Source organism: Bacillus cereus group sp. BfR-BA-01383 (assembly GCF_022663495.1).
GTDB classification, from domain to species: Bacteria; Bacillota; Bacilli; order Bacillales; family Bacillaceae_G; genus Bacillus_A; species Bacillus_A cereus_AU.
In genome coordinates this window covers 29,511-48,459 of sequence record NZ_JAKUFP010000019.1, presented here as the reverse complement: position 1 = coordinate 48,459, position 18,949 = coordinate 29,511, and the positions used below count along the sequence as shown (strand labels likewise).

Genomic DNA, 18,949 nt, shown 5'->3' with positions numbered 1-18,949 from the left:
CGGTTCCACTAAAAAGCACTCGAAAGGTTCATTTGTTAAATTACGTAACAATATACACTTAGAAAATGCGCAAGACTACCTAACAATACAAAAACATGAAAAATTTCATGGTGTCCCATATATTTAAACTCCAACCATTTTGGCTTCGCACCGTAAATAAATCCACCAATTGTATAAAAAATGCCTCCAATTACTAAGAAAAGAATACCTCCTGTACTTAAATTCTCAGCTAGCGGTGCAAAGAATAGAACAATTAACCAACCCATCAGAAGATAAATTGCTGTCGATAACCATCTTGGACAATTAAACCAAAACATTTTAAAAACAATACCACAAATCGCAGTTGCATAAACTAAACAAAATAATAGTAAACCATTTGCCGAATTTAATGTAATTAAGCAAAAGGGTGCATATGTACCTGCAATTAATATAAAAATCATAGAATGATCTAGCTTCCTAAAGAAATAAATAACACGTTCACTGGCTACAACACTATGATACACAGCTGATGCTGTATACAGAACCATCATACCGATACCAAATAAAATAACAGCTGTAATCGCAGCAAAAGATGGCATCTTAACAGAAACTTTCACAAGCATAGCTAATAATGCAATAAATGATAATACAGCTCCTCCTAAGTGAGTAAATGCATTAACCGGTTCTCTTACATAAGCATTCATATAAACACCCCTCATATAATTACATGTAGTTTTGATAACTACATGTAATTATATATACATTATTCGTACAGGTCAACATTTACATTTCATTTGTTTCGTAATACCATATTTAAAGATATACTAAACATTAAGCTCCACTAAGTTATAAAAGTGAGGGGTTCTACGTGGAAAATATAAACAAATTACTTGAATCATTACATTTAGAAAAAAATATTAAACTTGAGGATATCCCAAATGTCGATTTATATGTAGACCAAGTTGTTCAGCTATTTGAGAATACTTATGCAGATACAACGAGAACTGCTGATGAAAAAGTATTAACAAAAACGATGATTAACAATTACGCAAAGGGGAAATTATTTATCCCTATCAAAAATAAAAAGTATTCAAAAGAGCATATGATTTTAATCAGCTTAATTTATCAATTAAAAGGAGCCCTTTCCATTAATGATATAAAAGGCTCCTTAGAAAATATAAATGCACCATTAATAAACGATGAAACATTCGAATTAAATACTCTCTATAAAGATTATCTTTCTCTTACTGAAACCAATGTGGAAAGCTTTAAACAAGACGTAAATACACGTGTTACGGAAGTAAATGAAGTTTCTTCCTTAGAAGATCCCAAGCTAGAAAAGTTTTTATTACTAACATCCTTCGTGACTATGAGTAATATGTATAGACGTTTAGCAGAGAAACTAGTTGATGATCTCAAAGAATCTTAAACAAAAAACTATCCACCTGTTAGAGGGTGGATAGTTTTTTGTTTACTTAATTGCTTCATGAACCTTTAATTGTTTCCCTTTAATCGTTGTGTTTTTCATGATTTTTAAAACAAGCGGTCCTTTTCCATTTAATATTTCAACGTAAGAAACATTGTCTTGTATTGTAATAATGCCTATATCTTCTGCTGTAACACCTTTAATTTTAGCAATTGTACCGACGAAATCTACCGCTCTAATTTTCTTTTTCTTCCCGCCATTAAAGTACAGTTTCATAATTCCTTTGTTTAGATCTGCATTTTTATCTTTCTTTATCATTGGTTTAGCATGTATCTTTTCTTCAAATACTGCTTTCCCTTTTATAACTTCTTCTTTTGAAGGTGCAAGTCCCTTTGGAATTTCAAATCCGATGTATCCCTCAATCTCTTCTAAAAACCTATTTTCATAAGGCGTTATAAATGTAATAGCTTTTCCACTATTACCAGCTCGTCCTGTTCTTCCTGTGCGGTGTACGTAACTTTCTTTTTCTAGTGGAATATCGTAATTAATAACATGTGTAATATTATCAATATCAATTCCTCTAGCCGCTACGTCTGTTGCTACTAAATAACGGAACTTTCCTTTTCTAAAATCATCCATCACTTCAAAACGGTCTTCTTGTACCATACCACCATGTATTTTGTCACAAGGATAGTTAACGCGCTTTAACTGTCTATATACATGATCTACGTTTTCTTGTGTGCGGCAAAAAATAATGCAGCTATCTGGGTTTTCAATTGTTGTTATATCTTTAAGAAGTGAAAGCTTTTCTTCTTCTATCACTTCAAAAAGTGTATGTTCAATTTTATCTGTTGTAATCCCAGCTGCTTTAATTTCAATATGAGTTGGTGAATTCATATATGTACGAGACAACTTTTCAACATCCTCTGGAAGCGTTGCTGAAAATAGCATTGTCATTCGCTTTGTAGGTAATTCATCAATAATTGCTTCTACTTGATCGATAAACCCCATATTTAGCATTTCATCTGCTTCATCAATAACTAAGTACTTTAGGCGCTCTAAAGAAAGAGTACCTTTTTCAATATGATCTAACACACGACCCGGAGTCCCCACTACAATATGTGTCTTTTGCTTTAGCTCTAATTTTTGGCGTGCAAATGGAGATTTACCATAAACTGCGGCAGCCTTAATTCTTTTGAATCGACCTATATTCGTAATATCTTCTTTTACTTGAACAGCAAGTTCTCTCGTTGGTGTTAAAACCAATGCCTGTGGCTTATTCTCTTCCCACTCTACCATTTCACAAAGTGGTATACCAAACGAAGCTGTTTTTCCACTTCCAGTCTGCGATTTTACAACAAGATCCTTCTTTTGCAGTGCAACTGGAATAACCTCTCCTTGCACTTCTGTCGGATACTCATAGCCTAAACCAGTAAGTGCTCGTATGATTTCTTTATTTAATGCATAATTACTAAAACTTTTTTTACTCATATGTTAACCTCATTTGATTTTATATTTAACCTATTATGTTCTTCATACCTCACTTTAGACTATAGTAAGATACTATATTAATCCACTGTTTTCAATTCATTTAAATCTAAATTTATCTAAGTATAATTTTAAAATAGTAAAGGGCAGCCTTAATAATAAGTCTGCCCTATCTATACCATATTCATTTTTTACGGAACTAGTTTTTTCACAACCGGTATTCTTTGCAATACTAAAGTGATTACCATACTAAGAACAATTGTAATCGTTACATTAATAGGTATCGCCAATATTGCATGCACACGCTCATTTACCTTAGGAAAAACCATGTACAACAAGTTATTTAATAAGAAGAAGTGAAGAATATAGATTCCAAGGCTTGCTTGATTTATAAAACGGAATAACAATGGTAATTCTCGTTCTGACTTTTGGAATGCATATTTGAAAAATATAAATAATCCAATCGCCATCAGTACGACACCTGGCGCAAAATATCCATACCAAAACTGCTCTAACTGTCCATTTGCTTTTACTGTATAGTAATAAGTAATAAAGAATGTACTAATAAATCCTACGAATCCTCCAATGTAAGAAATATTTCTCCATTTTTTAGAAATATCAAAATTAGATAAATAATAACCAAGTAGGAAATACCCTACATAATTTGTAACATAAAATAATTCAATATTAAAGTTAATTGGATAATAATATTTCGCTAAATTGACTACAACAGATGCATATAGCCATAAAATTAAAAAGTATTCTATCTCTCTTTTTTTAGCGTTTTTCACAAATATTTTCAGTAGAGGTGTAATTAAGTATATCCCTACAATCATATATAGGAACCATAAATGTCCCCCAATCGTATCCGTTAAAAAGTGCTTTATTCCTTGCTTGAAAGAAGCTGGAAAATATCCTGCATATGCTCCATATGCGTAAAATATAGCGCTCCAAGCTATAAACGGTATAATCACCTTACTTGCACGCTTCTGTAAAAATTCCCCGATTGGAATATCTTTCGTCCCCTTTAACAATAAAGCTCCACTAATCATCACGAAGATTGGAACACTGGCACGTGAAATGGATTCAAAAAGGTTACCAGCCATCCAGCGCGACACGTTATTTGTATCTAACATGGAAACATAACCAGCAGAAACGTGAATTGTAACAACTGCTATTGTTGCTAATACACGCAACCAATCCATATATACTAAACGTTTCATTAACGACCCTCCTAAATTTACCTATTTAACTTTTCTTTTCCAAACATAATTTTACATCAAATGATGCTATGTTAAAACACATTTTCATCATATGAACCTACAACATACGTATATAAAGTGAAACTTTAATCAGTGGGGGGGTTCATCCCCACTGATTATTAGCCCTCACCAATCGGGCGTTTACGGGTAGCAGGGCTCCTACCTAACTTCTTTGCTCTCACCAATTTTTGAGGTGGGAGTCTTACTGCCCGGCAAATAGCGGGATAAACTTTAATTTTTAAATATAAACATGAAAACCTTTGACTTATACGTGAAAATCATGTAAATTATCCTTTGGACGAACATTTTTGAACAAACTTAATGAAATATTCGTATTTTAGGGGTGTAAATGATGGAAAACGTATTCGACTATGAAGATATTCAATTAATTCCTGCAAAATGTATTGTAAATAGCCGCTCTGAATGTGATACAACTGTCACTTTAGGAAAACATAAATTTAAATTACCTGTCGTACCTGCAAATATGCAAACGATTATTGATGAAAGAATTGCAACTTATTTAGCTGAAAACAATTACTTCTATATCATGCATCGTTTCCAACCAGAGAAACGAATCTCATTCATTAGAGATATGCAATCACGTGGATTAATCGCTTCTATCAGCGTTGGTGTGAAAGAGGACGAGTATGAATTCGTACAACAATTAGCTGCTGAGCAACTTACACCTGAATACATCACGATTGATATTGCACACGGTCATTCTAATGCTGTGATCAACATGATTCAACATATTAAAAAACATTTACCAGAAAGCTTCGTGATCGCTGGAAACGTTGGAACTCCAGAAGCGGTAAGAGAATTAGAAAATGCTGGTGCTGACGCAACAAAAGTTGGTATTGGACCTGGTAAAGTTTGTATTACAAAAATTAAAACGGGCTTTGGAACTGGTGGTTGGCAGCTAGCTGCACTTCGCTGGTGTGCAAAAGCTGCAAGTAAACCAATTATCGCTGACGGTGGTATTCGTACTCACGGCGACGTAGCTAAATCAATTCGATTTGGAGCGACTATGGTTATGGTCGGTTCTCTATTCGCTGGTCATGAAGAGTCACCAGGGGAAACAATCGAAAAAGATGGCAAGCTTTATAAAGAGTACTTCGGCTCTGCTTCTGAATTCCAAAAAGGTGAGAAGAAAAACGTTGAAGGTAAGAAAATGTTCGTTGAGCATAAAGGTTCTTTAGAAGACACTTTAATCGAAATGGAACAAGATCTTCAATCTTCTATCTCTTACGCTGGCGGAACAAAATTAGACGCTATTCGTACTGTAGATTATGTTGTCGTGAAAAACTCTATTTTCAATGGTGACAAAGTATATTAATTTTCAAATTTAACTCGAAGGACAAGCATTTTATATGCTTGTCCTTCTTTTTTATGTATAAAAATGTTAAATGTTTTTATTTTACTGAATTTTCTAGTATCATATTTTTAGATAGTTAAAATAAGGGGGCTATAATAAATGAAACATGTAATCGAAGAACGCCTTATTCGCACAGAAATTCCTACCGAACTAACATGGGATCTTTCCGATTTGTACAAGTCTGATGATGAGTGGCATACTGCATTACACGTATTGGAAAATAATATACAAAAACTCGATTCATTTAAAGGATGCTTACATACTAGTTCCACTGCTTTATTAAATTGCCTACTTTTAGAGGAAGAGCTTTTAATGAAGTTAACAAAACTGAGCTCATATGCAAATTTAAAAGAATCCGCTGACCATACAGATCCAGTTATTCAAGCGAACTCTTCCAAAATTTCTGCTCTAGGAACGAAAGTACATACCGCACTATCCTTTATTTATAATGAAATTCTTTCATTTGAAGAGGGATTGATTGAAAAATATTTAAATGAGGAAACAAAACTCGAGCCTTTCCGTAAATCATTACTAGAAGTGCTGGACAAAAGACCGCACACTCTTTCACCTGAAACAGAAGAAGTACTTGCTGCACTTGGAGAAGTTCATAGTTCTCCATACAAAATTTACGGCATGACTAAATTGGCCGATATGGATTTCACTTCTATACAAGACGAACAAGGAAACGAACTCCCTGTTTCATTCGCATTATTTGAAAGTAAATATGAATTTTCTCCAAGCACATATATACGTAGAAAAGCATATTCATCATTCGTTTCCACACTGAAACGATATAAAAATACAGTTGCCACAACATATGCTACTGAAGTAAAAAAACAGGTGACTCTTTCTCGTTTACGCAAGTACGAGTCCGTTACCTATATGCTTTTAGAACCCCAAAAAGTGCCACTTAAAATGTATAACAACCAACTAGATATTATTTATAACGAATTAGCACCTCATATGCGCCGTTTTGCAGATTTAAAAAAGAAGGTATTAGGACTCGATCAAATGCTTTTCTGCGACTTACATGCACCTTTAGATCCCGAATTTAATCCTACGATTACTTACGAAGAAGCAGGCAAACTCATTCAAGATTCTTTAAAAGTATTAGGTGATGAATATAGTGCCATAATCGAAAAAGGTTTCAAAGAAAGATGGGTAGATCTTGCAGATAATGTAGGTAAATCAACAGGTGCATTTTGTTCAAGCCCATACGGTTCTCATCCTTACATTTTAATTACATGGCAAAATACAATGCGCGGATGTTTCACATTAGCTCATGAATTTGGACATGCTGGTCATTTTTATTTAGCAAATAAAAACCAGCGTATTATGAATGTACGTCCATCTATGTACTTTGTTGAAGCGCCATCAACGATGAATGAATTACTATTAGCCCAGCATTTACTGGCGACTACTGACGATAAGAGAATGCGCAGATGGGTCATATTACAACTACTCGGCACATATTATCATAACTTTGTTACTCACTTACTTGAGGGTGAATATCAAAGAAGAGTATATACCTTAGCAGAAGAAGGACAAGCACTTACAGCTACCACTTTAACCGAAATCAAAACAAAAGTGCTTTCTACATTCTGGGGAGATTCTGTAGAAATTGATGAAGGTGCCGGATTAACTTGGATGCGTCAACCTCATTATTATATGGGCTTATATTCTTACACATATTCTGCGGGTCTCACTGCATCTACCACAGTAGCCCAAATGATTAAAGAAGAAGGACAACCTGCCGTTGATCGCTGGTTAGATGTACTTCGCGCTGGTGGTACAATGAAACCACTTGAACTAATGAAACACGCCGGGGTCGATATGTCAAAACCGGATGCAATCCGTAAAGCTGTTTCTTACGTTGGTTCCTTAATTGATGAATTAGAACGTTCTTATCAAGAATAAAAATAAGCCCTCACTTTATGAGGGCTTATCCTATATTTACTTTCCAAATCTTTTACGGTATCCGCATTTTCTACAAAGTTCTTCAACTGCAACTCTTTTCGAAAATCCCTCTACAATATTTTGCGCTCTTTCACCTTCTATAATATTAGAAAATGAATCATTATTAATATTACCAAGATTAATAATCCCTTCACCATCTAAACAACAAGGAATAACCGTTCCATTTGCTAAAATACCTGCTTGATTTCGAAGACCGTGACAGAACCCCTTTCCATCATCCTCTTCTTCATGCAATGCCGGCCACTGGAATTCATAATCTTGATTAATAAATACACGTTCCGCAATTTTTATACCTTTTCCTGGTGTAAGCTTCTCTTCAATTTGATAAGATAGATCAAACTCATTTTCAATTATGGATAATAACTCTCTATTTTTCTGGATTTCAGCGTTTGTTTTATTATCCTGAGTTAAATTCCATAACCTTAGCGAGACGATTAAATCTGATTGACTTGTCGCTTCCCTAATGAAGGAAAGTATACTCCTTACATAGCCTTCTTTATCTTCTGAACCTGGATGTCCATCAAAACTGTGCAGTGAAAAATTCATTTGTCTTAACGCAGGTTTATTTAACAATCTATGCCTTCTCTTATTAATTAACGTTCCGTTCGTCGTAATATTAACTTTAAACCCTTTTTCATGGCTTAAATCTAACAGTTGATCTATTTTTGGATGTAGCAACGGCTCACCCTTCACGTGCAAATAAATGTAGTCTGTGTGAGGTTTAATTTGGTCTAATCTTTTAGCAAAATCCTCCACAGAAATGAATTGCTTCTGCCTTTCCGTCGGCGGACAAAAGCTACACGCAAGATTACATACGCTCGTAATCTCCAAGTAAAACTTCTTAAACTTCTTCACCTTTAATTCCTCACTTCTCTGACTACTTATAATTTTTTCCTCTTCATATTACAGCATACTTTTTTAGAAATAGAAACATACTTATTTTAGGAAATACGTATTTATTATATAAAATAGAAAAAACGGCCACATATGTAGCCGTTTTAATGTGCTATTATACCACTATTTATGATACGGTTCACCACAACTAATCTAAATGAGGTTATTGTTCATTATTTTTATAATTAAATTTAACAAAAAAGGTAGTGCCTTCCGATCCTGTTTGAATTTCTATTTTTGCATTATGACGGGCAGCAATGGCATAACATACGCCTAACCCCAACCCAGTTCCATTATCTTTGGTCGTGTAAAATGGAGTACCCAGTTTCTCTAATACTTCAGGCCTGATACCTTTTCCTTGATCCCGCACTGCAAGCACCACACAATTTTGCCCTTCCTTGTAGGTGCTAATGGTTAGAACTTTCCCTGTGCTCATCGCTTCTAAACCATTACGGTATAGGTTTATTAATAATTGCCGTACCTCATGACGATTTAAAAGTAATTCCGGAATGTCATTTGTATCAACTTGAATATATTTATTTTGATTATACGTATCAATCTTTATTAAAGGAATACTATCGTGGATAATTGAATTTAAATCTAACATCTGCAAATCCGATTTCCTTGTATTACCCATTGAGAGAAATTCAGTAATAATTGAATTGGAACGGTCAAGTTCTTCAATCATTAAATTAAAGTACTTATTATGTTTCTCATAGGTGTTCTCTTCTTTTAATAACTGCAAAAATCCTCGTACTGTTGTCATTGGATTTCTAATCTCATGGCTAATACCTGCTGCCATTTGCCCTATTAAATCTATGTTGGATAACCTTTTCAATTCCTGCTCATATTGCTTTTTTTCCGTTATGTTTTTAAAAATACAACAAATACCATCATCATACGGGTATGCAATAACTTCGTGCCAATATTCATCAGAGATAGAAAGAAATTCAAAATGAACTGTAGTTCTCTCTGACATTGCACGATGAAATTCCTTATACATAACTGCGTCGACGCTACTCGGGAAAACCTCCCATATATTCTTGCCTAATACATCTTTTGCTGTTTTTCTTTGTGGAAAATATTGATGCTTATTTACGTACGTAAATTCCCATTTATTATTCAAAGTAAAGAATCCATCCGTAATACTTTCAATCACACTTGTAACTTTTTCATTAGCAGCAGCTAGTTCTCTCGTTCGCTCTTCCACCATGCTTTCAAGTTGATCCATATATAACAAGTTTGAAAACGTAGGAGCTGTGGCATCAACGATAGATTTTGCCAGTTGAATTTGGGAATTATCGTAATTGAGAGCTTTCCCCTCTTTGCCAACAACGATTCCCCCTAATACTTCTCCCATTGAAACCAATGGAATCATCAGTAAACCCTTACTATCTATATTTTTTGTTTGAATAACCTCTTGGATCTTGGCTTCATAGCTTTTCTCCATCCAATCCGCTTCTGTCCAATCACAGTCCTTGCTTAACTTCGTTGTTTTAATCGTTGTTTTGTCTAGCGGGTCTAAAAGGTGGGCGGCCATGTTTTTACTCTCTAAAATCTGTCCTAAGTAAAAAAAACATTTATCAAAACTCTCCTGTATCGAGGAACACATTGATAAATCGCGGGTAACATTTAGTAACAGCTGCTTCTCGGCAATAAGGTTTTCCTTTTGTGTTAAATTATTTGCGTTTTGAATTGCGACCGCAGCCATATTTACATAAGCTTCAACACTTTGAATTTCTGAATCTGTTAAGTTCATTGGAACTCCATAATCAAATAAAAAAACCAGACCAAATAACTCTTCCCCAAATGAGATAGGCAGGGCTAATAAGGACTTAATTTTGAACGCATCAACTGGTCTCGAATCCGGCCGATGATCCTTTGAAGTATCAGGGATATAGATGGTTTTTTTGGTTTCAATAACCTCTTTTGCCAGTAAGTCTATTTCAGGATCAATTACCTGAGTATCAAGCGTTACGCCATTTATAGTCTCAGGTTTTCCTGCAAACCCTCTAAATGTTCCATCTTCCTGGGGTAAATAAATTCCAACAGCGTTGTACCTAACAATCTCCTCTGATATCGCCATTGTTACACGCTGCAATACTTCACGTAGTTCTAATTTTGTATTTATTATTTTTGTTATATTCGCGAGCCTAGAATATCTCGTCTGATCACTTAACATTTACATAGCCTCCAATTATAGGCACAATAAAATAAACATGATAATATCAGTGAAAATCAAGACCGACCTGCCATTTTCGATTTTCTCCTGTATTCTTTTCTTACCCTTGTTTTACATAGAATACCTCACTTACTTATGATACGGTTCCCCACGATTAATCCGAAATGCTCTATACACCTGCTCAAGCAATACTAATCGCATTAATTGATGTGGTAATGTCATCTTCGAAAAAGAAAGTGATTCGTTTGAACGCTTCATTACTTCTGAACTTAGTCCAAGTGATCCGCCAATTACAAATGCAACTTTACTCTTTCCATATGTAGCAAGACGATCTAGGCTTACCGCAAATTCTTCTGATGATTTTTGTTTTCCTTCAATAGCTAACGCAATGACATGCGTATCATCAGAAATTTTATCCAGTATACGTATGCCTTCTTTTTCTTTTACAATTAACATTTCTGCTTCACTTAAATTTTCTGGTGCCTTTTCATCTGGCAATTCAATTACTTCTACTTTTGCGTATGCAGATAATCGTTTTAAGTATTCTGCTATACCTTGTTTCAAATATTTTTCTTTTAATTTCCCAATTGAAATAATCGAGATATTCACACGTATCCCCCACCTTACAAACATGTTATCCACAAAACTTATCCACATATCCACAGATATTACCCACATATTGTGTGAGAATCTGTGTTCGATACAACATATGTCGCCTCATTTTGACAAAATTCACATGTTTTTTTCTCTTCTTTAGAGTTATCCACATTGTTAATAACCGGTGCAACTTCACACTCATCCACAATAATATCTAACGCTAATTCAACATGTTCTAAACAACAAGGTAAATTCATATTCTTCACCTCACTTTTCTACAATAGAAAACAGGAGGTAGGCCCTCCTGTTTTCAATACTTTTGAATGCCTAATTTAATCGTTGTTGTTGCTCTTTTTGTACCACGATAAAACGTAAGAGTCATTTTATCATTAATTTTTTTATTATATAATGCCGTACGGAATCCAATAATATCGTTTACCGGTTTTCCATCTACCGCCACAATAACATCATGTTCTCGTAAACCAGCATCCGCGCCTGGTGAAGGACTTTTCACATCTAAAATGCAAACTCCCTCTGCTACATTACCTGGTAAATGTAATGTTTTGGACCAATAATAATTCGGGATCTCATTTAATGATCTAAGTTCAATTCCAACATAAGGTCTTTTTACTTGGCCGTACTTCTCCAGTTCATTCATAATTGGAACGGCTCTAGTAACCGGAATCGCTAGTCCGATTCCTTCTACTTCTTTTGCAGCAATTTTCATTGAATTAATACCAATTAATTGACCCGCTGCATTAACAAGCGCCCCACCACTATTACCTGGATTAATTGCCGCATCTGTTTGTAACACTTCTACTTGCCAATCATAATGACCATCTTGGTCTAGATCGACAGGAACAATGCGCTCATTAGCCGAAATAATACCTTGTGTGACAGTTCCGGAAAATTGTAGCCCCAGTGGATTTCCAATCGCAATAACTGGTTCTCCTCTACGAACGGTATTGGAATCACCAATTTCAATCACTTTCTTCACATACTTCGCATCTATTTCTAGTACCGCTAAGTCCGTGACTACATCAGTTCCTAATACTTTACCTGGAACTTTCTTACCGTCACTTAAGCTCACTTCAATGCGATTCGCCCCAGCGACAACGTGGTTATTTGTTACAATATACGCATGTCCATCTGTTTTCTTATAAATCACACCAGATCCTGTACCAGCTTCCGAATCAGCCTCTGAAAAATCGTCTCGTTGAATATTAATAACACCAACAACAGCCTCCGAAGCACGATCAACAGCGTCTACAAAGCTAACTTGTTTAACAGGCACATTTCCATTTTGAGCTTCAGCCATATTTTTTTCACTTGCTTCAGCCTGCGGGAGCTTACCTGCATCATTTGAAAATAAAGGAGCTCCAAATGCAAACAATGAAGCCCCTACAATTGTTCCCGCTATACTAGAAATAACAATACCTTTATGTTTCTTTTTCCCTGCACGTTTAATACGATATTTTTCTTCATCAATAAAGGACATATTTGTTCACCTATCTTCCTGAAAACAACTATATTCACCTTTATTGTTTACTAAAATGAAGAATTATACGTATTGAATTTTCGTAGGCATTTTTGGATCTGTATCATGTATTTCAAAGGATTCTCCTACTCCAAATCCCTTTTCCTCTAATACTTGTGATACAGACATACGTGCTAATTCTTTCATATTGTTATCTAAGCTTAAATGGGCTAAATAAATATGTTTGGTTTCATCTGTAATTACATCTGCCATCGCCAATGCAGCATCCTCATTACAAACGTGTCCAACGTCGCTCAAAATACGTCGTTTAATACTCCACGGGTAACGCCCCATACGAAGCATTTCCACATCATGATTACTTTCAAACACGAAAGCATTCGCTCCCTTAATAACACCTTTCATACGGTCACTGACGTATCCTGTATCTGTAATAAGGGCTAACTTTCTATTATTGTTATGAAAAGCATAAAACATTGGCTCTGCCGCATCATGAGAGACCCCAAATGACTCTACCTCAATATCACCAAATGTTTTCACATCCCCAACTGAGAAAATAAACTTTTGCTCAGTTGGGATATTTCCTATTAGATGTTCCATTGCATTCCATGTTTTCTCATTCGCATAAACGGGTAAATCATATTTACGCGCCAATACACCTAATCCTTTAATATGATCACTATGCTCATGCGTTACAAGAATGCCTGATATATCATTTATATTCAGTTCAGCTTGTTTAAATAAAGCCTCTGTAGCTTTACCACTTAAACCTGCATCGACTAGTAATTTTTTTTCATCTGTTCCTACATATAGCATATTCCCTGTACTTCCACTTGCAAGTACGCTAAAATGCAACCCCATTCTTTCTCACTCCAGTATGTTCATCAACCACTTGATTTTCCTTTTCCCCTAATTCCATAACTTGTCCTTCAATTGCATTCACAAAGAAGTCCTGCTTCTGCTCCGTTTTTAAATTCCATGTTGGAGCGAGTACTTGGTTATTAGAAGTAGATGCGGTAAGGGTTGCATAACCAATTTGTGCTTCTTTTATATGCGTATTCCCATGAACTTTATTTTTTAAATATAAATTTTCTAAAGCCGTTTGGGCAGTAATAATTTCTTGCTGTTTCGTCTTTTCACTCTCGCCCATTTCTTTTAAATCCGTTAGCATCGTCTGTGTATACGAAACAAGCTCATTTTTTTCATTTAATTCCCCAACAATCATCGCCTGATCGTTATAAAAAATAGGCTTATCTTTATATTTTTGGAAGAAGTAAATTTTAGAGTCTTTCATCGCTCCAAACTCATACTTTTGTCCATCCAATACATAGTTCTTCAAAAATTCATTATACTTATCTTTTGATAATGATTTTGTATTTAAAAAAGGCTCTTTTAACTTACTTTCTATTTTGTACATATTTTGTATATGCGCCGTTTGATTTTTTAAAGACTGTATATCTTCTTCTTTAAAGGCCTTGTTTTCTGCCCTAATAAATGACTCTTTTTTCGGTTCTTTAGGGAAATTACCCATGGTAATTTTGTTTGCTTTTAATTCTTGATCTATTTTTGTTTCTGCAATAAGCTCCAATTGATTACTATCTTGCTTTTGAATGAATTGAAAAATGAGAAAGAGGTCCAAAACAAAAAAGGTCACAATAAATATGGTTTTAATCCGATCCCAATCCATTTAGTCCTCCCTCACTCCACTCATATATTTTTTGTTTACCATTTTCATCTTCAACAAGCTTTACATACCAAATTGGCTGCAGTCGAACTACTTGCCCATCTAGCAATAACTTGTATCCAATACCAATATCCTTAATCAATTGTTTATTTATCTCTGCATTATTTTCTAGGGATGCTATCACGACATGACCCGATGGAAGAGTGACCTTTTGTTCTATACCCTTCGTATTTAAAGACAGCAACGGTCTTTCGTATTCCATTACTTCTTCTGATCCCCATCTTTGTCTCAATTCAGCTAATCCTTCTGTATTGAATACGGAATATCCATCTTCATGTAAACGAAATACTGTCTGTCCTTTATTCACATAGTCCAAACGATATGAATCCAAACTCCCACTGTGGCCACTTACAAATTCAAAACTTTTTTGTAAAAGCATTAAATTATCTATAGTTTTCTCACTTGAGACAGAAGAGTTTTTATACTTTAACATGTGATGATTTTTGTCGATTTCCATGGACCTAATACCATCTGTAAATGTTTCTTTCGACTCTTCGATAATAGGACTTAAATAACGCGGATCACTAAACAGGGCATTCTTAAATGTATCAACTGCTAAATTAGATGAAATATATGTTATATTATTTAATTCTGTCGTTCCATCTGGTAAAAATAGCTTTTTCATATCATTAATTTGATACTCAAAATAAGGTTTTGCTGATACTATAAATTGATTTTGTGCATTGACAATATCTTTTAAATACACACCACTTAATTTCGCTTCATATATTCTAAAGTTATCATCATAAGAAACAAAGTTAATTTTAATTTCTTGATCCCTACTTCTAGAAGGATCAATAATAATACGATTAAAATGTTTAGGCCTATCTATACTTTTTTCTTTTATATTAAACATAGATTTAACAGCGTCAAATGGGATGTTGGTAGGAAAAATCAGCTCAATTTTCCCTTCACCATGCACATAAGAAAGGAAATCACTCTTCGCAATCGATATCTCTCTAAAATCATGTAACTCCCCTATTTCCAAAGGTTTATAGATTGATTCTATATCTTCTTCTCTTCTGCTCCCATAATGATTTTTATCTTTATGCACGATGACAGAGGTAGGTCGGATAACATCGGAAATTTTAGTTTGATTCGTTCCTTCATTACCTTGCACAAATTTTGCATTTTGCATGGAAGTAGAATCTGGCACATACGTCCATAAATTAAAAGTAAGAAATAGGCTAATTACAACTAAATTAATTAAAACTATTGTTTTAAAGTTTTCCATACTCATTCCCAATCGTCCTCTTCATCCGCTGCCATTGGCAATGTGAAATAAATAGTTGTCCCTTTTCCTTCCTCACTTTTCGCCCAAATTGAACCACCATGCGCCTCAATCATTTCTTTCGCAATTGCTAATCCCAGTCCTGTACCACCCATTTGTCTTGAACGTGCTTTATCTACGCGATAAAAGCGCTCAAAGATTTTATCAACGTTTTCTTTCGGAATACCCATTCCTTGGTCACTTACGCTAATCTCTAATAAATCCCCACGATCACGTAAGCGATATGTTACTGTACCACCTTCTGGTGAATACTTTAATGCATTAGAAATAATGTTATACAAAACTTGTGTAATTTTGTCTGCATCCATATCAATAAATCTAGATTTTTTAGAGAAAGATCGTTTGAAGCTTACGTTTTGCTCTTTAGACATTTCAAAGCGATCAATAACGTTATTAAAGAAATCAGTAAAGTCGACCCATTCCTTCATTAGGCGATGTTCTGTACTATCTAGTTTAGATAGCTGTAACAAGGCATTTACAAGTCTGATCATTCTTTCCGTTTCTTCTTGTGTAACCGTTAAAAATTGCGGTGCAATATTTGGATCTTGCCACGCCCCATCCGTAAGCGCTTCTAAGTAACTACGCATCGTTGTTAATGGCGTTCTTAATTCGTGAGAGACGTTCGCCACAAACTCACGACGTTCCTGTTCTATACGCTCCTGCTCCGTTACATCATATAATACAGCAATTAAACCATTTGCCTTCCCCGTCTCTTTTTGAATAACAGAGAAACTAGCACGTAAAATATATGGTTCATTTCTCGTACTAAAATCTAATAAAACAGAGTCCGGCTCTTCGTATAAATGATCAAGCGTAAATTCTTCCTGTATCCCTAATACTTCTAAAACAGATTGATCAAGCGCTGTTTCACGCGAAACATTTAGCATCTTTTCCGCAGGGTCATTTAATAAAATAATATCCCCTTTTCGATCAGTAGCAATTACTCCATCTGTCATATGTGATAAAACGGATGATAATTTACGTCTTTCACTTTCTGTTGAAGAACGAGCTTGTTGTAATTTTTTTGATAAATTATTGAAAGATAATGCTAATTGTCCAATTTCATCATGGCTATGCACTTTTACTTTTCTCGAATAGTTTCCTTTTGCCATTTCAATTGCTTGTCTTCGCATATCTGAAATTGGTCTCGTAATAGTTTGAGCTAACAAAATTCCAAGTACAGCTGTTACGAGTAATGCAATAACTGTTCCAGTTGCAAAAATTTGATTAATATCCTTCATTTGTTTATAAACATCTTCCATAGATGCAACAACGTAAATAACACCAAGTGCATCCTTGCCGTTATCATCTAGGATAGGCGTAATCATAACTTGTACACGATGGCCTGTACGACCATCCTTCTCAATTTTCACTTCCGGCTTTTTTTGTACTAATACTCGCTGAACAGCTATATCAGTTGATGTTCTATTCACCTTATTTTGCTTCGACTCATCTGAAATAGCTATTAACTTTCTATGCCTATCAAATACACTTACCTCTTGAATATCTTTCTTTCGATCAGAGGCAAATTTTCGAATGGAAGTTTTAATCGTTTCGTCTGTTGATTCTGTTTCTCCTTTTGTATAACTTTTCTTAAACTCTTCTTTCAAGTTATATGCTAATAAGTTCGTTTGCTGCGTTAAAGAATCCCTAAAACCTTGTACCAGGCTCTTTTCTAACTCCCTTACGAAATATACCCCAATAACTTGCATAGCTATCAATATTAATAGCATGTATATAAGTACAAATTTTAAATGAATAGACTGAAAAAAACCAACTTTCTTCATATACTATTCCTGCTCTGGGTCACGCAAGTAATACCCTACACCACGTCTAGTTACAATTAAAGTAGGATGACTTGGATTATCTTCAATTTTTTCACGTAAACGACGTACTGTTACGTCTACTGTACGCACATCTCCGAAATAGTCATAACCCCAAACTGTTTGTAATAAATGTTCACGAGTCATAACTTGTCCTAAATGTTTTGCTAAATAATGTAGTAACTCAAATTCACGATGTGTTAGCTCAATATTTTCCTCACGCTTCGTTACACTATAGGCATTTGGATTGATAACAATTGGTCCAATAACCATCTCAGTATTTTCTTCTTTTTCTGCCGCACCACCTTGTTGATGGCGGCGTAAATTCGCCTTCACGCGAGCAAGTAATTCCCTCGTACTAAATGGCTTCGTTACATAATCATCTGCCCCAAGCTCAAGCCCTAATACTTTATCAATTTCAGAGTCCTTTGCTGTAAGCATAATAATCGGCATTTCTGAGCTTTTACGTATTTCACGGCAAACCTCCAAGCCATCTTTACCTGGTAGCATAATATCTAATAAAACCATATCTGGCTGTTCTTCATTAGCTTTCTCAATTGCTTCATCACCATCATGCGCCATTACAATTTCAAAACCCTCTTTTTCTAGGTTGAACTTCAAAATGTCCGCAATCGGCTTTTCATCATCAACTACTAAAATTTTCTTTCCCATCATCGTCTATTTCCTCCTCATAAAAATATGGTCAATGATTCTTAAATATATTGATGTTTCTATAGTATATCCCTATATGACAGCAACCTTTATTTAAGTGTTCTCTCCTCTATTCTCATAGACTCATGTATGATCCAACTTTACACGGAATCCTATACGATCTACAGAAAAACCTCTAGCTTCAAATGCTAGAGGCTCCCCATCCTATTGTAAAATAACTACCCACATTTGTAAAACAACACAAAATAAAAAGGATATTAAGTGGGCCCACTTAATATCCTGAGAGTGGCTCGGGACGGAATCGAACCGCCGACACGAGGATTTTCAGTCCTCTGCTCTACCGACTGAGCTACCGAGCCAAAACTATATATAAAACCACTAATGGTGGTATAAACAAAAGTGGCGGTCCCGACCGGGGTCGAACCGGCGATCTCCTGCGTGACAGGCAGGCATGTTAACCACTACACCACGGGACCAAAAATGAACATAAAAAAAACATGACCCGTACGGGATTCGAACCCGTGTTACCGCCGTGAAAGGGCGGTGTCTTAACCACTTGACCAACGGGCCACGAAAAATAAAATGGTGAGCCATGAAGGATTCGAACCTTCGACCCTCTGATTAAAAGTCAGATGCTCTACCAACTGAGCTAATGGCTCATACTCACCAACGTCATATTTTCGTGACGACAAGATGTATCATAACATGTTTTCTTTTGTTTTTGCAATACCTTTTTTAATTTTT

General features: G+C 35.2%; 16 protein-coding genes and 4 tRNA genes. 3 read left to right on the top strand and 17 right to left on the bottom strand.

Features of this window, described 5'->3' with window-relative positions; all coding sequences use genetic code 11:
• Positions 1–35: 35 nt before the first annotated feature.
• Positions 36–683 (bottom strand): PAQR family membrane homeostasis protein TrhA, encoded by a 648-nt coding sequence (gene trhA / locus MR065_RS17400; RefSeq protein ID WP_242214543.1) that lies wholly within the window; start codon positions 681–683, stop codon positions 36–38.
• A gap of 164 nt (positions 684–847) precedes the next feature.
• Here trhA and MR065_RS17395 point away from each other — a divergent pair, with 164 nt between their 5' ends.
• A complete protein-coding gene (locus tag MR065_RS17395) occupies positions 848–1,408 on the top strand; it encodes a DUF1836 domain-containing protein (RefSeq protein ID WP_097902499.1) in 561 nt (186 codons plus the stop codon).
• Positions 1,409–1,450: 42 nt separating this feature from the next.
• Here the strand turns inward: MR065_RS17395 and dbpA are convergent, their stop codons facing one another.
• Together dbpA and MR065_RS17385 are read right to left on the bottom strand one after the other, a co-directional pair.
• Positions 1,451–2,896 (bottom strand): ATP-dependent RNA helicase DbpA, encoded by a 1,446-nt coding sequence (gene dbpA, locus MR065_RS17390; protein ID WP_242214542.1) that lies wholly within the window; start codon positions 2,894–2,896, stop codon positions 1,451–1,453.
• 188 nt (positions 2,897–3,084) lie between these two features.
• Positions 3,085–4,116: an acyltransferase gene (locus MR065_RS17385; protein ID WP_242214541.1), complete on the bottom strand. Its 1,032-nt coding sequence runs from the start codon at positions 4,114–4,116 to the stop codon at positions 3,085–3,087.
• 391 nt (positions 4,117–4,507) lie between these two features.
• Here MR065_RS17385 and guaC point away from each other — a divergent pair, with 391 nt between their 5' ends.
• Both guaC and pepF read left to right on the top strand, forming a co-directional pair.
• Positions 4,508–5,491, top strand: coding sequence for a GMP reductase (gene guaC, locus MR065_RS17380; RefSeq protein ID WP_061690304.1), 984 nt, complete (start codon positions 4,508–4,510; stop codon positions 5,489–5,491).
• Positions 5,492–5,629: 138 nt separating this feature from the next.
• Positions 5,630–7,447 (top strand): oligoendopeptidase F, encoded by a 1,818-nt coding sequence (gene pepF / locus MR065_RS17375; protein ID WP_242214540.1) that lies wholly within the window; start codon positions 5,630–5,632, stop codon positions 7,445–7,447.
• A gap of 36 nt (positions 7,448–7,483) precedes the next feature.
• On the opposite strand, the gene MR065_RS17370 is transcribed toward pepF, so the two are convergent.
• From MR065_RS17370 to MR065_RS17305, 14 genes are all read right to left on the bottom strand, one after another.
• Positions 7,484–8,362: a radical SAM/SPASM domain-containing protein gene (locus MR065_RS17370; protein WP_242214539.1), complete on the bottom strand. Its 879-nt coding sequence runs from the start codon at positions 8,360–8,362 to the stop codon at positions 7,484–7,486.
• 202 nt (positions 8,363–8,564) lie between these two features.
• On the bottom strand, positions 8,565–10,583 hold the full coding sequence (locus MR065_RS17365) for a GAF domain-containing sensor histidine kinase (RefSeq protein WP_242214538.1): 2,019 nt from the start codon (positions 10,581–10,583) through the stop codon (positions 8,565–8,567).
• 129 nt (positions 10,584–10,712) lie between these two features.
• Positions 10,713–11,192, bottom strand: a complete 480-nt coding sequence (gene rlmH, locus MR065_RS17360) for a 23S rRNA (pseudouridine(1915)-N(3))-methyltransferase RlmH (protein ID WP_001027003.1) — start codon at positions 11,190–11,192, stop codon at positions 10,713–10,715.
• Positions 11,193–11,251: 59 nt separating this feature from the next.
• Positions 11,252–11,437: a CxxH/CxxC protein gene (locus MR065_RS17355; RefSeq protein ID WP_002035001.1), complete on the bottom strand. Its 186-nt coding sequence runs from the start codon at positions 11,435–11,437 to the stop codon at positions 11,252–11,254.
• A 53-nt stretch (positions 11,438–11,490) separates the two neighbouring features.
• Positions 11,491–12,678 (bottom strand): S1C family serine protease, encoded by a 1,188-nt coding sequence (locus tag MR065_RS17350; protein WP_242214537.1) that lies wholly within the window; start codon positions 12,676–12,678, stop codon positions 11,491–11,493.
• Between the two features lie 63 nt (positions 12,679–12,741).
• A complete protein-coding gene (locus MR065_RS17345; RefSeq protein ID WP_000522832.1) occupies positions 12,742–13,536 on the bottom strand; it encodes an MBL fold metallo-hydrolase in 795 nt (264 codons plus the stop codon).
• Positions 13,520–14,362, bottom strand: a complete 843-nt coding sequence (locus tag MR065_RS17340) for a two-component system regulatory protein YycI (RefSeq protein WP_097902507.1) — start codon at positions 14,360–14,362, stop codon at positions 13,520–13,522. Before MR065_RS17340 ends, MR065_RS17345 begins: the two co-directional genes overlap by 17 nt.
• Positions 14,343–15,659 carry a YycH family regulatory protein gene (locus MR065_RS17335; protein ID WP_097902508.1) on the bottom strand — a complete coding sequence of 439 codons (1,317 nt, stop codon included), beginning with the start codon at positions 15,657–15,659 and terminating at the stop codon, positions 14,343–14,345. Before MR065_RS17335 ends, MR065_RS17340 begins: the two co-directional genes overlap by 20 nt.
• Complete coding sequence (gene walK / locus MR065_RS17330; RefSeq protein WP_097902509.1) at positions 15,656–17,497, bottom strand: cell wall metabolism sensor histidine kinase WalK; 1,842 nt, start codon at positions 17,495–17,497, stop codon at positions 15,656–15,658. Before walK ends, MR065_RS17335 begins: the two co-directional genes overlap by 4 nt.
• 3 nt (positions 17,498–17,500) lie before the next feature.
• On the bottom strand, positions 17,501–18,208 hold the full coding sequence (gene walR / locus MR065_RS17325) for a cell wall metabolism DNA-binding response regulator WalR (RefSeq protein ID WP_000971865.1): 708 nt from the start codon (positions 18,206–18,208) through the stop codon (positions 17,501–17,503).
• Positions 18,209–18,491: 283 nt separating this feature from the next.
• A tRNA-Phe gene (locus MR065_RS17320) sits at positions 18,492–18,564 on the bottom strand.
• Positions 18,565–18,605: 41 nt separating this feature from the next.
• Positions 18,606–18,681, bottom strand: a tRNA-Asp gene (locus tag MR065_RS17315).
• A gap of 22 nt (positions 18,682–18,703) precedes the next feature.
• Positions 18,704–18,775: transfer RNA gene (locus MR065_RS17310), tRNA-Glu, on the bottom strand.
• 13 nt (positions 18,776–18,788) lie between these two features.
• A tRNA-Lys gene (locus tag MR065_RS17305) sits at positions 18,789–18,864 on the bottom strand.
• Between the last annotated feature and the right edge of the window lie 85 nt (positions 18,865–18,949).

What these genes read in the sequence shown, in the direction of transcription:
- trhA (WP_242214543.1), bottom strand. Translation starts at nt 683, where the DNA reads ATGAATGCTTATGTAAGAGAACCGGTTAATGCATTTACTCACTTAGGA.
- dbpA (WP_242214542.1), bottom strand. Translation starts at nt 2,896, where the DNA reads ATGAGTAAAAAAAGTTTTAGTAATTATGCATTAAATAAAGAAATCATA.
- MR065_RS17385 (WP_242214541.1), bottom strand. Translation starts at nt 4,116, where the DNA reads ATGAAACGTTTAGTATATATGGATTGGTTGCGTGTATTAGCAACAATA.
- guaC (WP_061690304.1), top strand. Translation starts at nt 4,508, where the DNA reads ATGGAAAACGTATTCGACTATGAAGATATTCAATTAATTCCTGCAAAA.
- pepF (WP_242214540.1), top strand. Translation starts at nt 5,630, where the DNA reads ATGAAACATGTAATCGAAGAACGCCTTATTCGCACAGAAATTCCTACC.
- MR065_RS17365 (WP_242214538.1), bottom strand. Translation starts at nt 10,583, where the DNA reads ATGTTAAGTGATCAGACGAGATATTCTAGGCTCGCGAATATAACAAAA.
- MR065_RS17355 (WP_002035001.1), bottom strand. Translation starts at nt 11,437, where the DNA reads ATGAATTTACCTTGTTGTTTAGAACATGTTGAATTAGCGTTAGATATT.
- MR065_RS17350 (WP_242214537.1), bottom strand. Translation starts at nt 12,678, where the DNA reads ATGTCCTTTATTGATGAAGAAAAATATCGTATTAAACGTGCAGGGAAA.
- MR065_RS17345 (WP_000522832.1), bottom strand. Translation starts at nt 13,536, where the DNA reads ATGGGGTTGCATTTTAGCGTACTTGCAAGTGGAAGTACAGGGAATATG.
- MR065_RS17340 (WP_097902507.1), bottom strand. Translation starts at nt 14,362, where the DNA reads ATGGATTGGGATCGGATTAAAACCATATTTATTGTGACCTTTTTTGTT.
- MR065_RS17335 (WP_097902508.1), bottom strand. Translation starts at nt 15,659, where the DNA reads ATGAGTATGGAAAACTTTAAAACAATAGTTTTAATTAATTTAGTTGTA.
- walK (WP_097902509.1), bottom strand. Translation starts at nt 17,497, where the DNA reads ATGAAGAAAGTTGGTTTTTTTCAGTCTATTCATTTAAAATTTGTACTT.
- walR (WP_000971865.1), bottom strand. Translation starts at nt 18,208, where the DNA reads ATGATGGGAAAGAAAATTTTAGTAGTTGATGATGAAAAGCCGATTGCG.